14 protein-coding genes and 1 tRNA gene are annotated in these 13,503 nt (G+C 42.3%); 4 read left to right on the forward strand and 11 right to left on the reverse strand.

All coding sequences use genetic code 11. The features are described from left to right. Window positions 1–14: 14 nt before the first annotated feature. The 10 genes from C4S39_RS15875 to rnr form a co-directional block, all read right to left on the reverse strand. Window positions 15–146, reverse strand: a complete 132-nt coding sequence (locus C4S39_RS15875) for a hypothetical protein (RefSeq protein WP_258039426.1) — start codon at window positions 144–146, stop codon at window positions 15–17. A gap of 149 nt (window positions 147–295) precedes the next feature. Then, window positions 296–502 carry a DNA-directed RNA polymerase subunit omega gene (rpoZ, locus tag C4S39_RS11705; protein ID WP_103967176.1) on the reverse strand — a complete coding sequence of 69 codons (207 nt, stop codon included), beginning with the start codon at window positions 500–502 and terminating at the stop codon, window positions 296–298. Between the two features lie 91 nt (window positions 503–593). Further along, entirely contained in the window at window positions 594–1,211 is a 618-nt protein-coding gene (gene gmk, locus C4S39_RS11710) for a guanylate kinase (RefSeq protein WP_103967177.1), read from the reverse strand. Between the two features lie 39 nt (window positions 1,212–1,250). Beyond that, entirely contained in the window at window positions 1,251–2,867 is a 1,617-nt protein-coding gene (locus C4S39_RS11715; RefSeq protein ID WP_103967178.1) for an HDOD domain-containing protein, read from the reverse strand. Between the two features lie 194 nt (window positions 2,868–3,061). Next, window positions 3,062–3,532 carry a peptide-methionine (S)-S-oxide reductase MsrA gene (gene msrA, locus C4S39_RS11720; RefSeq protein ID WP_103967179.1) on the reverse strand — a complete coding sequence of 157 codons (471 nt, stop codon included), beginning with the start codon at window positions 3,530–3,532 and terminating at the stop codon, window positions 3,062–3,064. 10 nt (window positions 3,533–3,542) lie between these two features. Then, window positions 3,543–4,178, reverse strand: coding sequence for a thiol:disulfide interchange protein DsbA/DsbL (locus C4S39_RS11725; RefSeq protein WP_103967180.1), 636 nt, complete (start codon window positions 4,176–4,178; stop codon window positions 3,543–3,545). Between the two features lie 71 nt (window positions 4,179–4,249). Next, window positions 4,250–5,056 carry an SPOR domain-containing protein gene (locus C4S39_RS11730; protein ID WP_103967181.1) on the reverse strand — a complete coding sequence of 269 codons (807 nt, stop codon included), beginning with the start codon at window positions 5,054–5,056 and terminating at the stop codon, window positions 4,250–4,252. A gap of 24 nt (window positions 5,057–5,080) precedes the next feature. Then, entirely contained in the window at window positions 5,081–6,841 is a 1,761-nt protein-coding gene (gene argS / locus C4S39_RS11735) for an arginine--tRNA ligase (protein WP_103967182.1), read from the reverse strand. 111 nt (window positions 6,842–6,952) lie between these two features. Then, window positions 6,953–7,693 carry a 23S rRNA (guanosine(2251)-2'-O)-methyltransferase RlmB gene (rlmB, locus tag C4S39_RS11740; protein WP_103967183.1) on the reverse strand — a complete coding sequence of 247 codons (741 nt, stop codon included), beginning with the start codon at window positions 7,691–7,693 and terminating at the stop codon, window positions 6,953–6,955. A 108-nt stretch (window positions 7,694–7,801) separates the two neighbouring features. Next, window positions 7,802–10,027, reverse strand: a complete 2,226-nt coding sequence (gene rnr / locus C4S39_RS11745; protein ID WP_103967184.1) for a ribonuclease R — start codon at window positions 10,025–10,027, stop codon at window positions 7,802–7,804. A gap of 56 nt (window positions 10,028–10,083) precedes the next feature. Between rnr and C4S39_RS11750 the strand changes: the two genes are divergently transcribed. The 4 genes from C4S39_RS11750 to C4S39_RS11765 all read left to right on the forward strand — a co-directional run bounded on the left by C4S39_RS11750 (window position 10,084) and on the right by C4S39_RS11765 (window position 12,452). Further along, window positions 10,084–10,168 (forward strand) — tRNA-Leu (locus tag C4S39_RS11750). Between the two features lie 363 nt (window positions 10,169–10,531). Beyond that, on the forward strand, window positions 10,532–11,128 hold the full coding sequence (locus tag C4S39_RS11755; protein ID WP_103967185.1) for a DUF2523 domain-containing protein: 597 nt from the start codon (window positions 10,532–10,534) through the stop codon (window positions 11,126–11,128). Further along, window positions 11,125–12,075 (forward strand): zonular occludens toxin domain-containing protein, encoded by a 951-nt coding sequence (locus C4S39_RS11760; RefSeq protein WP_103967186.1) that lies wholly within the window; start codon window positions 11,125–11,127, stop codon window positions 12,073–12,075. The genes C4S39_RS11755 and C4S39_RS11760 overlap by 4 nt, the downstream gene beginning before the upstream one ends. A 173-nt stretch (window positions 12,076–12,248) precedes the next feature. After that, entirely contained in the window at window positions 12,249–12,452 is a 204-nt protein-coding gene (locus tag C4S39_RS11765; protein WP_103967187.1) for a cold-shock protein, read from the forward strand. 264 nt (window positions 12,453–12,716) lie between these two features. On the opposite strand, the gene C4S39_RS11770 is transcribed toward C4S39_RS11765, so the two are convergent. Further along, window positions 12,717–13,397 (reverse strand): hypothetical protein, encoded by a 681-nt coding sequence (locus C4S39_RS11770; protein WP_103967188.1) that lies wholly within the window; start codon window positions 13,395–13,397, stop codon window positions 12,717–12,719. Window positions 13,398–13,503: the final 106 nt, after the last annotated feature.

Genomic DNA, 13,503 nt, shown 5'->3' on the forward strand with positions numbered 1-13,503 from the left:
AAATTACATAATATTTAAGCGATGGATTCTAGAAAGCACTGATTAATTGGCTGCACGAACGAATCACTTCGTTGCGCGGCGCCCGCACCTTCGCCTATCTCGTTGATATGTCTCAGTTGCTGTGTTCCAGGCATCTCGTGTTTCATCTCGTTCGCCGAATGAATCGGCGCTTCCCTAAGTTTAAATCAAAAATTGATACTTTGTGACTTTGGATTTGGTATCCGGCAGATTGATGAAGAGTAGCCAGGCCTAAGAAATTACCAGGATTTATGGGTCTTATATTATTGAAGTCGATTTACATATTTCTTGGGTTGAGAATCTCCATGCCCACTTTGCCATGCGCAACTTCACGCAGCGCCACGACCGTAGGTTTATCGCGTGCGGCTTCAACCAAAGGAGCAGAGCCAATCGCCAGTTGTCTTGCGCGCGTTGTTGCAACAAGAGTCATATCAAATCGGTTAGGTATTTTTTTTAAACAATCATCAACAGTAATTCGCGCCATCTCATTCGCCTCCAGTTATGATAATAATGTGCAAATTTTACAGTAAAAAAGATGAAATGATGGCGTTTATTCGTTCATTAATAAATGCCTGTTATGATAGCTGAGCAACCAAAGCTTGGTGTCTCATTATTTGCCGTTCTGTCTTCAAGCATTCAGCTTTGACAATGCAGATTAAATCGCTGAGTGCTTCATCCAGGTTGTTGTTAACAATGATGTAATCAAACTCTGCGATATGATTGACTTCCTCCCGGGCCGCCATAAGCCGTTTTTTGATGACTTTGGAATCATCCTGCGCGCGAGTTTTTAGCCGGGTTGCCAGCGCTTCGACTGAAGGCGGGAGAATAAAAATGCCGACGGAATGAGGAAAAATTTTCTGTATTTGTTTTGCTCCCTGACAATCTATTTCAAGCAAAATATCCTGCCCGGATGTCATGGCGTCATTGAGCCAGTGTTGCGAGGTACCGTAAAGATTGCCATAAACTTCTGCGCTTTCCACAAATTCGCCATCAAATAGCATTTGTTTGAATTTTTCTTCATTCACGAAATGATAGTCGCGGCCATTGATTTCTCCATTGCGTGGTGGCCGGGTGGTGTGTGAGATGGATAAACTAAGATTCAAGCCCGATTGCAGTAATTCTCGAACCAGACTGGTTTTTCCGGCTCCTGATGGTGCACTGATAATAAATAAACAACCTGGAGTTTTAATCATGGTACTTGTGCCCAATCAACTTTATACGTCAATAATTTCTTATTTTGAGTTAAGAGCGATCAGTATTTGCCCTTTCAGAATTCTAACAAGCTTCGCTTCATCGTGGGTTATTCCTTCAGGTGATTCTGTCTCACGATCTGCATAAATTAAACCAATGGGTTTTTTATTCACTACCAAGGGAAGCACAAGGATGCTGCACGCATCAGGTAATAAAGTTGTATGCCACAGCGGCATGAGTTTACGAATTCTGGGTGTAAAAGCGCTTGCAATGACGATGTCTATATTTCTTTGCATTGCAAGATGAAATAAATCATTAGTTGGTACAGTAGAGAAATTGAAGCCTTTTTGATATTCCAGATTCTTTTTTCCTAACGAACTACGTGCGCGAAATGAATTTATTTTAGAATCTTTTAAGCATAATGTAATAAAACGAAATCCAAATGCGGAATAAAGAGAATCCAAACCCAGATTGATAAGATTATCGAGCCTATAATCACCCGATGCCATCATCTCCGTTGTTTTCTGAATACCATTTAATAGTAATGAGGATGCATTATAGGGTTTGTTGCATGCATAGCGCTCAGTAATTTGCAGATTATGAGGTTCATTGTCATTGATCGTCAGCTCATTGATTAAATTTTCTTCCGCAGCAATATCGAATTCACAATGCGTTGAATCCTGGCTGATTTTATTATTCTTATCCAAAGATTCCAAATCTGCGCTAACGAGAAGTTCGCGCGTTTCCAAAGTAGCTTTACTGATTAATTCATTCAGTACGGGCATAGTCAGATTAAACACTTTGCCAAAACGATTAAGCAATTTTTCCTTTAGCTCGATTTCCTCGGTGATTAAGTTAGTATTTAAAACAAGCGGTGCGGCTTTTTCACAAAATTCTGCAGCTATCTGCATCCATTCTTGTTTATTCCTGGGTGTGATCAAGGCACCGGATGGTTTTGCGCTGAGGGCCTGAATCACATTGGAAGGTACGTTCCATTCTTCTAACAAGGCTTCTGTCAAGGTATCAAGACTGAAGCCAAGTACCTGCATGGACGCCTGTGCTGGCGTGTGCTGACCTTGAGTGACAAGCGCCATCATTGAGTGATAAAGATCCGGCTCATAAGTAGCTAGCAAAATACGCCCAAGATTTTTGAATAAAGCAGCAATGGAAGCTTCTTCAATATCTTTGGTAAATGACACAGCTAATTTACGACTAATCACGCTTGCTGCCAGTGCATGAATTAATTCGATACGTACATGTGCTGCATGTTTTGCGGGCATTCCATCGACTAACAATATAGCCAAGGCGCTGGTTTTGACAGCATCGAATCCTAGCAGGAATATCGCTTTATTGATGCTGGAAATTTCTTTATTCGTAATTGCTTTAAACGCTGCCGAATTGGATAAGCGCAGGATCTTTTGCGTTAATGAAACATCGGATAAAACATAATAAGATAATTGTTGTATCGATTGATCATCCGATGAGGACAGCTTTACAATGCGCGCGATGGAACTGCCAAGCGCCGGAAGATCGGGATCATTGGCGACGGCATCGATCAACCGGTCTTTTAAGGTCTTGGCACCGCTTTTTATTATTGCCGTAAAAACAAAGGAATTTGATGAACCTTGGGGAAAATAAGGTTTTTGTATAGAACCCATCGTAATGCTCTTTTCTATAAGATGCTGATGTATATAAAATAATTATGTTTCTGGCTATTCATATCAGATTCTTTATCTGAATGCTAAAAAAATGAAGTTTTTCTGTTTTTAAGTTATCGACACGAATAGGAATTGGTTGATAATAAAGTTAATCTCTATCAGGTTTAATTTGCCGCTCCCAGGGACTGGGCTGTTTACTTAAACACCACGCCACGCTTGGCAAAATAATTCTGATGATATTCTTCTGCGTCATAGAATTGGCTGGCAGGTAAAATTTGCGTTACGATCGGATCTTGCCAGCGTCTGCTTATCTCGAGTTTATCCTTGAATTCTCTTGCGGATCTTTCTTGCTCCGGTGTGAAATAAAAAATGACAGAACGGTATTGCTCTCCAATATCGGGACCTTGCCGATCTTTCGTAGTAGGGTCATGGCAGTTCCAGAATTCGTTTAGCAAGGCTTCAAAAGAGATTTCATCGTCATCATATTTCACTAATACTACTTCAATATGGCCGGTAGTACCGGCGCAGACCGCGGCATAAGTCGGATTGGCGGTGTGCCCGCCGGAATAACCGCAGGTGACGTCTGTAACCCCTTTATTGCGCCGGAAAGCTGCTTCGACCCCCCAAAAACAACCTGCTCCAAAAATGATCTTGTCTGTACTCATTAATTTCTCATTATTCCTTGCGTGCTTTTTCTATGAGTCTTTCTAGGGTTTTAATGGTATCTTGCGGCGTCGCACCCATCCTACCGCTGGTGAGATACTTTCCATTAATAACCAGAGCGGGGACACCATTAAGCTGATATTGACGGGTCATTTGCGTCGACCTTGCGACCTGATTTTGTACGGCAAATGAATTGTAAGTGCTTTCAAATTTTTTTCTATCGATACCCTGTTTTTCGATCCAGTCGAATAAAACAGATTCATTATGCAAATCAATTTTGTCGCGATGAATGGCATCATAAATCTTATCGTTCAGCGTATCGGCTTGTGCCATGGCTTCAATGGCATAATAGATTTTGGCGGCGGATGCCCAGTTCGCGCGAAGAATAGCGGGTACGTAGCGGAAGCTAACATCATTCGGGATATTCATCAGCCAGGTTTTAAGATGTGGATGCAGGCTATAACAATGCGGACAGCCGTACCAGAAGAATTCCAGAACTTCGATTTTGGCGCTATCCTCGGTAGGCTGAGGTTTAGCCAGGACAATATAATCCTTGCCTTCAACAATATCAGCTTGCGCACTGGCTATATTGATAAAACCTAAAGTCGACACTAAGAGCAGAACTGCAAGGAACTGATAGCGATTCATTTTAATCTCCTAATAAAAAGCGCTTCGTTAAATACTGGGGAAAGCTCGATTAAACTAAGCTTAAACCTGTTTTATTGTATTTTGATAAGGTGGGTGTCTATACCGTTTTCTTTCAGAGAACTACTGGTTTCATGGCTATCCGATTGGTTTGTAAAAGGACCAATCCGTACTCTATACCAGATTCCTTTTTCGGCTAAATCAATCGATTGTACGGACGCAAACACACCGAGCAGCGCGAGCCGTGCCTTAAGGTTTTCCGCATCATCATTTTTTCTGAATGCGCCAGCCTGTAAAAATATTTTTTCTTTCACGGCTGGGAGGGGGTTAATTTGAGGTGATATAGGCTGTTGCGTTTGTGGAATGGATTGTTTGGGTTCAGCGGGAAGTGTGCGTGATGGAATGGTCACAATCTGTTGAGGAGATGTAGGCGTGCTGCCAGAACCCGGAAAAGCTGGCCGTGATGGGATTTCCGTTGGCCTGTTACGGACATCCGGTGTTCGGACGGGCACTTGCGGTTGCGCTGGCAGCTCAGCGCTTCTTCGATACTCATGATCGATCTCAGGTTCATCAATACCCGGCAATATCTTGTAAAAATCAAATCGGGGTTTTTCTTCCACCAATTTTTCCGGTTCTTCCTGTAAAGGCATTGCAGGTGTTTTGAGTGTTGCAGTAGTTGGCTGAGTTGTGCTCCTTTCAGATGTGCTGGCTGTTTTTTCAGTAGGTAAGAACGGACTGGGCGCATAGGTAAGATATAGCCATATGCCAATTGCGCTTGCAAGACCTAAAGCATAACCGACAAATCCACCCAGGAATGCTGAGCCTCCTCTTTCATTTGCGGATTTGGTTGAAGATTTGCGAGTTTTATAATCCCGACTCATGAGTGTCCTTAATTAATTATCAGGTTACATTTTATCAGGTGCACTCACACCCAGTAACGTCAAACCGTTACGTAATACCTGATGAATTGATGCAATCAACGCCAATCTGGCATGCTGCAATGGAATTTCAGGTACCAGAAAACGCGTTGAATTATAGTAACTATGGAATTCGCTGGCTAGTTCTCTGAGATAAAATGCGATGAGATGAGGTGAAGATTCTTTGGCAGCTGTTTCGATTGTATCGGGAAAGTCGATTAGTTTCTGCAGCAGAGCCAGCTCAGCCGGACTGGATAATGTATCCAGGTTAACTTCTTGCAGATCGTCGATATTACCCTCCCATTGCGTTAATACGCTGCATACGCGAGCGTGAGCATATTGGACGTAATAGACCGGATTTTCATTGCTTTGCGATTTGGCCAGATCCATGTCAAAGTCTAAATGCTGATCGCTTTTACGCATCACGTAAAAAAATCGCGCGGCATCCTTGCCGACTTCCTGGCGTAATTCGCGTAATGTGACGAATTCGCCGGAGCGGGTAGACATCGGGGCCTTTTTGCCATCGCGGTAAAGTACGGCAAATTGCACCAAGGCGATTTGCAATCTTTCGGCATCCAGTTCCAGTGCCTGCAGCGCGCCTTTTACTCGCGTAATATAACCATGATGATCTGCGCCCCAGATATTGATCACCTGATCAAAGCCGCGTTCAAATTTATTCAGATGATAGGCAATATCTGAGGCGAAATATGTAAATTGACCATTTTCCCGCTGCACAACGCGATCTTTCTCGTCGCCAAAATCTGTAGAACGAAACCAGATCGCACCGTCTTGTTGATATAAGTGATGTTTCTTTGCCAATAAATCAATTGTGTGTGCTACCAGACCATTGTCATATAGCGATTGTTCTGAAAACCAAGTATCAAATTCAACGCCGAACTCCATCAAATCATTGCGGCAATCGCCTAATTGCTCAGTGAGCACAAAATTATGTATATACATATAATCCTGACCCAGTATTTTCTTTGTATTGGCAATCAGCCTGTCCAGTTGCTCATCGGTGTTTACCGCGGTTGCTCGCACAGCTTCCGGCAAACTGTCCAGCAAGAGCTCGGGCTGGTGAACATAACGTTGCGCATGCGCCTGAAAAATCAATTGCGCCATGGTTTTAACGTATTCCCCTTGATATGCATTTTGCGGAAAAGGGATATGGATGTGATTAAGTTCGAGATAACGCAGCCATGTTGATAGTGTCAGGATATCCATTTGCCGCCCCGCGTCATTAACGTAGAATTCCCGGGAAACATCAAATCCTGCTGCAGCCAGGATATTGGATAAACTCGCTCCAATCGCTGCGCCACGGCCATGACCAACATGCAGGGGGCCTGTCGGGTTGGCTGAGACAAATTCCACCTGGATTTTTTTCCTTTGGCCAAAGGTGCTATTTCCAAATGTATTTTTGCTACGTAATATCAGATGTAGAAATTGTTGTTTGGCGGAATCTTTCAGATACAGATTGATAAATCCCGCGCCTGCGACTTCCACTTTTTCCAGATAGGGTGACGGTGGCAGTGCATTAATCAATAATTGTGCAATTTCCCGCGGGTTTTTGTGTAACGGTTTGGCTAGCTGCATGGCTAAATTGCACGAATAATCGCCATGACTGGCTTGTTTGGTGCGTGTCAGTTCAGCACTTATAGCTACGGTTTCGAGAGATGTAATAGCATTGGATGCTTTTTCGATAAGCTCGATAAAATGGGTTTTGAAGTTGGGGAAATCAGATAATGTCATAGTTGAGAGCAAGCAATAATATTAGTTTATTGCGCTGAATTAAAGCGCATTGCATATAGATTTATATTTGGATCGTTTGAATGTCAGACACATTTTATCAGGTGCGTGGCTTCAACCCAAAGATTGCTGACGATGTGTTTCAAAGAGGCAGATTCCTGCGCTAACGGCGACATTCAAGCTTTCGATATTGCCCTGCATCGGAATTCGAACCAGCTGATCACAATTTTCCCGCGTCAAGCGCCGCAACCCTTTTTCTTCAGAACCGAACACCCAGGCAATAGAACCGCTAATTTGGAAATGAGTTAAATCGTGTTCAGCGTCTTCGGCGGTACCAAAAATCCAAATGCCTTGTTCTTTTAATTGCTTTAGTGTGCGTGCCAGGTTGGTGACAGATATGTATGGTACGGTATCAGCCGCCCCGCTGGAAACTTTGTACACAGTGGGTGTTAATCCAACAGCCCGGTCTTTCGGGGCAATTACTGCATGTACGCCAAAAGCATCGGCGACGCGCAGGCACGCACCCAGATTGTGTGGATCTTGGATTCCATCCAACACTAGCAATCGTGCAGGCTCGGTTAATTCATCGAGGATGTCATCAATGCTGGCATAATTGCCCATACTATCGATATTGGCCACAATCCCTTGGTGGTGGTCGTTGCCTGACATGCTGGTGAGTTTTGATCCATTGCAGGGGATTATGTGAATCTTCTTGTTTTCTGCCAGTTTGATTAATTCCTGGGCGCGTTGATCTGCACGTGCAGCATCGATAAAAATTTCCCTGATACTATTCGGGTTTTGTCGTAATCGACTGGTAACCGCATGAAAACCAAATATAAAGCGAGTGCTGGACACGTTCTAATTAAACCTGAGACAATGATGAGACATTATGTGAGAATAGAAATAGGGCAGGTTGCACAATGGCGTTTTGTGTATACGGGTATTGTAAAGCAATTTCAAATACTAAAGCGATTTCTTGTTTTTGGCTGGCCCCTTTGTTCTGGGCTGCCTTGTTTTCTTTTCCGGCTCAGCTATAACAAAATCTATTTTACTGGTTTCCAGATCAACTCGAACCAGCTTGACGTGTATCCGGTCGCCAAGACGATATTGTTTGCCGCTGCGCTCTCCCAGTAAAACGTGCTTGATTGCATCAAAATGAAAATAATCACTCGGCAATTCGGAAATATGCACCAGTCCTTCTACAAAAATGCCGTCTAGTGCGACGAATAAGCCGAATCCGGTCACACTGCTGATCACTCCGTCGAAACATTCCCCGATTTTATCCTGCATATAATAGCATTTTAGCCAGGATTCAACGTCGCGCGTGGCGTCATCGGCACGCCGTTCGGTCATTGAGCAGTGTTGCCCAAACTCCTGCCAATCACCGGGTTGATAAGTTTCTCCTTTTAATGCCGCTTTAATTGCACGATGCACCAGCAGATCAGGGTAGCGCCTGATGGGCGAGGTGAAGTGTGTATAAGCATCGTATGCAAGCCCGAAATGACCGGTTAGATCAGGACTGTAGATAGCTTGCTTCAGCGATCTCAGCATTACGGTTTGAAGCAATTGCGCGTCCGGCCTATCTTTTATTTTGAGTAAGGTCTGCGAGTAATCCTGCGCACCAGGTTTGTTTTTTCCTCCCAGTTGAATGCCGAATTCTTTTAGGAATTTGCGCAACGTATCAATCTTTTCCGGGGTAGGGCTTTCGTGAATGCGATAGAGTGTGGTCTGGCCGTGTTTTTGCAGAAAATCCGCCGCGCAGACATTGGCAGCCAGCATGCATTCCTCAATCAAGCGGTGTGCTTCGGTGCGTTGCACTGGTAAAATCTTTTCGATTTTCCCTTGATCGTTGAAGAACATCTGCGTTTCGGTAGTTTCAAAGTCGATTGCGCCGCGCTTCTTGCGTGCTTTTAATAAGGATTTGAAAAGTGTATAGATTAATTGCAAATGGGGTAACAATTCTGCATATTCCTGTGCTTCGCAGCTTTTTGCGTCATCCAGCATTGCAGCAACTTGGGTATAGGTTAAGCGCGCGTGTGAAAGCATTGTAGCCGGATAAAAAGAATAATCCTGTATGTTGCCATTGGCTTGGAATTGTATTTCGCACACCATGCATAGACGTTTTTTGTCAGGATTGAGTGAGCATAATCCATTAGATAAAACCTCTGGCAGCATCGGAATGACACGACGTGGAAAATAAACCGAATTTCCTCGATTGAATGCTTCCCGGTCAATCAAATCGTGCGGTTTGACATAGTGACTGACATCCGCGATAGCAACATACAATCGATATCCTTTGCCGTCATTTGTGCAGAAAACGGCATCGTCAAAATCCTTTGCAGTCTCACCGTCAATGGTTATCAGCGGTAAATGACATAAATCCTTGCGTCCAGATAGTTCTTTTTTTAATACATTTTTCGGAAATTGGGTTGAGAGTTTCTGAACATCGGGCGGAAACTCATAAGGTAAATCGTGTTTACGCAAAGCGATCTCAATTTCCATTCCGGGTGCGGTATAGTTGCCGAGAATTTCAATAATTTTACCGATGGGCTGAGTGTGCTTGCTGGGTTGCTGAATGATTTCCACCATGACAACTTGACCAGCTTGGGCCTTCAGCGAGTGTTCCTGGGCGATTAGAATATCCTGACTGATGCGCTTATTCTCTGCTGCCACCGATAGAATTCCGTGATCAATGTGTAACCGGCCTACTAATTGCTTATTGCAAGATTCTAATACTTCCACGATCGCGGCTTCTCTGCGTCCGCGTCGATCCATGCCAGTTTCGCGTACTACAACATGGTCGCCGTGCAATGCTTTTTGCATTTCCTTTGCGCTTAGATACAAATCCGCACTACCATCATCCGGAATCAGAAAACCGAATCTATCGGCATGACCCTGGATTCTGCCTTTGATCAAATCCAGTTTTTCCATCACGCAAATATCGCTTTTGCGGTTACGGAAAATCTGGCCTTCGCGCATCATTGCCGATAAGCGGCGATTAAACAAATCTTCTTCTTTTTTTGTAATGGATAGCAGTTTCTGTAATAAGCGCTCAGCGACTGGTATACCTTGCTGTTTTAGAATCTGCAAAATATATTCCCGGCTAGGCAACGGGTGCCCGTAGCGATTCTTTTCGCGTTCATAATGTGGATCCAAGCTCCGCAGGCTTTGTTTCTTCTTATTTGACAAAGTAGTGATTTCCTATAAAATTACGCGTTCTATGGCGGCCTATCCGGCCGTTTTTTGCCCAGATGGCGGAATTGGTAGACGCGCATGGTTCAGGTCCATGTGCCTTCGGGTGTGGAGGTTCGAGTCCTCTTCTGGGCACCATATGACACACCTATTATATTGACAATAAACAAAATTATTATTCAATATAAGAAATATATGCCTAAATAATTTTGCTGGCTGATTTCTAAGCACTAAATTATGTCAGTTGTTCTTAATTTTGATTTTATATCACATCTTCTATTTTGATACCCAAGTATCAAGGTAAATTCAATACCCCCGCTCAAAACTCCCGTACATAAAAATCTGATTAGGTGAATGGCCTTGAAGAAATAAAGTTGAGGTTGCCCCCTTAGAACGGACACATTATGTTCAGTGATATGTGCTGTCAAAAATGGAATCCATTGATTTAAGCAGCCGATTGTTGAGAACCACACCACCAACAATTACAACACCAATAATGAATTGACCGGATCAACCACCACCATATCCGGAGGAACCGAACAGCAACAACCGCAAAGCCAAAGTGTTGAAATTGAAATTGACAACATACAAGCAACGCCATTGCAAGAAAGGGCTGTTCCATTCCCTTTTGAAACTGATTCATGGAGTTCGGGTTCATGTCCCTCTGACAGATCGGTTAATTATCACTATGGCACTTTGAATCTTACCTTTGAACCGGCTTGTCAGTTTGCTGAGGGAATTCAGCCAATTGTTTTGATTCTGGCCGGATTTATTGCAATGTTCATCATCATGGGGGTACAAAGGATGCTAACTAAAATTTTATTGCCGCTCGGTAAATTCTTTGAGGGCAACATCGGAGCGATTATTACTAAAGCACTGTCATTCATCGGTGTAGGCGTTCTTACTTATGGCGCACTAACCACGGCATTCAATGCCGCCTTGTCATTCACACAATCACACTATAACGGATTGGCTCCTGACATTTTGTCGCTTGTCGGCCTGGGTGGATTTGGTGAAGCTGCAGGAATCATCGTCGGTGCCATGGCCGGAAAAATCGCCATGCAATCCATCAAAAAATTAGGACTGTTACCATCATGAGCATAAACCTTTTAACTTCTGTACCTGGTGGCGGTAAAACCTCATATGCGGTTTGGAATATCATCAAAAAAGCGCATGAAGAAGGCAAAATCATTTATACGGTTGGAATTCCAAAGCTGACACTCCCAACCATCGAATTAACCTATGACCAGGTGAAAAACTGGTTTAAGCATGATATTAATCAAGAGTCCGGATTGCCTGAATTACAAAACATTGAACATGGTTCAATTATTGTGATCGATGAAGTTCAAAAACTCTGGCCAGCCTTGGGAAGTAAAATATCTGAGGATATCAAGGAACTGAGCGTACACCGGCATTACGGCTTAACATTCTTTCTAATTACCCAGGCACCGAACCTGATTCATAGAAACGTCTTGGCATTGGTTGATAAACACTTGCACATTCGTGTCACTTGGGCCGGAAGAAAGATTTATGAATGGCCTGAATTCACTAGGTCGCCATCCACTGAAAGCGCTAGAAGAAATGCCGTTGTATTTAATTACAAGCTACCAAAAGAATCATTCGAGCTTTATCACTCAGCAACGCAACACGTAAAGCCCAAAAAGAACGCCCCAATGGCTTTTTTTGTCTTTGTGGTTGCTCTGCTGTCAACACTTTCATTTGGTGCGCTCTCCTTTCAACGTGTCATGAATAAGGGTGATATCCAACTTGAAGAAACACCACAAGAAGAAATAACCGCAGAAGAGGAAATTGATTTTTCAACTGTTCCGCTTGCTGTACCTGAACCGCAGCCAGTACAGCAACCAATCAAACAATATTTCAATACGCAGTTACTTTCAGAAGATATTGATTGGTCGAATGTTTCTGCATGTCTATCAAACTCCGGCTCATGCGTTTGCTATGGTCAATCAGCACAGCGTTTAATAATTCCAAAGGAAACCTGTGAATTAGCGGTTCAGAATGGATGGATACGAAAGGCGGGGTAAGTTTAAGACGACTTATATTTCCGTAATATCTTGACTGTTAGCTTTAATTAGCGTAGAACAAATTAACACAATGAATTTGTTTCAAAGCTTTTGCAGTACTGGTATTCCATGTGCAATCTTCGATTCAAATAGCTTTACGGAAGCTTTTCCGTTTTTTTATAGGAAGTAATCACATGGCAACAGGTACAGTTAAATGGTTTAACGATGATAAAGGTTTTGGGTTTGTTACACCCGATGATGGAGGTGTTGATTTGTTTGCGCATTTTTCCGCAATTAATATGGGTGGCTACAAGACACTAAAAGAAGGTCAAAAAGTTTCTTTTGACGTAACACAAGGTGAAAAAGGCAAACAAGCAGCCAATATCCAAGCTGCTTGATTTCGACTTCTGAACTAACAAAAAACTCAACTGTTTTGAGTTGGGTTTTTTGTTGTGCGGAACTGCTAAACACGTTTTTTTAACCAATCAATCTGAATATGTATGGATTAAATTAAAAGACTAGTAGCAAATCTTGAAAGGAGGCTCCGAGGCTTTGCCAAAGGCAAAATGTAGGAGTTCTCAAGTTTGCGTAAACGGGTCATCACTAATCTGTAACTTTAATCATGTTCATTAATTTCACTTTACACATATTAATGAACGCACTTATTGTGGTTTTTTATTAGGTTTTATAATTAGACTATCTTCTTGAATTTTATTCATGTCTAATATTTTATTTTCTAATTGTAAATTTTTTTCTTTTTCTAAACGCTGTAATTCTCTTAATTCTTTATTAATATTGTAGAGCTGAATTTTCCGCAAATTATCGTCAGCATTCTGATTATATGATGAAATTGTATATATAAGAGTTGCAAATGACAGTAATGCAGATACTCCTAGGGTATAAAGCGCAATTTTAATTTGCTTTTTGATATGAATGTCTGATTGTTCACTACGTAAATCAAACCGTTCTAAAAATATTGCCGCTACTTTTGATAGGTCTTTTAGTAGCATAGCTGATTGCTGGGTCATTTCTCCTATTACACGATTTAATTGCAACATTTCCTCACGTTCGCGATTTTCTTTTTCCTTCATCTCTAATTGAAGGTTAAGATGGGCTGCAGATTTGGGTAATTTACTTTCGACTTTACTAAATTTGGGAGTATTTAGTGTGTCAATAGTATTTTTGTATATATCAAGGTTTAGTGGATTATCTAATGCACTAGAAGCTAATTTATTATATTTATCTATTGATAGCCCTAAAAGAGCGCTATTCTCCATTAATTTTTTTAGCTCATCTGTTGCAAGATGAGCCTGTTTATCTTTTTCAATTAATAATCGATCCAAGTATTGAACCGCCCCGGGTTTATCGGAGACTCCATTTCTTGAGAGAATGGAGCTATGAATAAATCGATAAGATACTCACCTGAAATCCGTGAACGAGCAATTCGCA

The organism is Nitrosomonas ureae (genome assembly GCF_900108305.1).
GTDB classification, from domain to species: domain Bacteria; phylum Pseudomonadota; class Gammaproteobacteria; order Burkholderiales; family Nitrosomonadaceae; genus Nitrosomonas; species Nitrosomonas ureae_B.

Excerpts from the sequence above, each read along its gene's own strand:
- C4S39_RS11760 (WP_103967186.1), top strand. The coding sequence starts at position 11,125 with ATGAGCATAAACCTTTTAACTTCTGTACCTGGTGGCGGTAAAACCTCA.
- argS (WP_103967182.1), bottom strand. The coding sequence starts at position 6,841 with ATGACATTATCTGATTTCCCCAACTTCAAAACCCATTTTATCGAGCTT.
- C4S39_RS11765 (WP_103967187.1), top strand. The coding sequence starts at position 12,249 with ATGGCAACAGGTACAGTTAAATGGTTTAACGATGATAAAGGTTTTGGG.
- C4S39_RS11730 (WP_103967181.1), bottom strand. The coding sequence starts at position 5,056 with ATGAGTCGGGATTATAAAACTCGCAAATCTTCAACCAAATCCGCAAAT.
- C4S39_RS11715 (WP_103967178.1), bottom strand. The coding sequence starts at position 2,867 with ATGGGTTCTATACAAAAACCTTATTTTCCCCAAGGTTCATCAAATTCC.
- rpoZ (WP_103967176.1), bottom strand. The coding sequence starts at position 502 with ATGGCGCGAATTACTGTTGATGATTGTTTAAAAAAAATACCTAACCGA.
- gmk (WP_103967177.1), bottom strand. The coding sequence starts at position 1,211 with ATGATTAAAACTCCAGGTTGTTTATTTATTATCAGTGCACCATCAGGA.
- msrA (WP_103967179.1), bottom strand. The coding sequence starts at position 3,532 with ATGAGTACAGACAAGATCATTTTTGGAGCAGGTTGTTTTTGGGGGGTC.
- C4S39_RS11725 (WP_103967180.1), bottom strand. The coding sequence starts at position 4,178 with ATGAATCGCTATCAGTTCCTTGCAGTTCTGCTCTTAGTGTCGACTTTA.
- C4S39_RS15875 (WP_258039426.1), bottom strand. The coding sequence starts at position 146 with ATGAAACACGAGATGCCTGGAACACAGCAACTGAGACATATCAACGAG.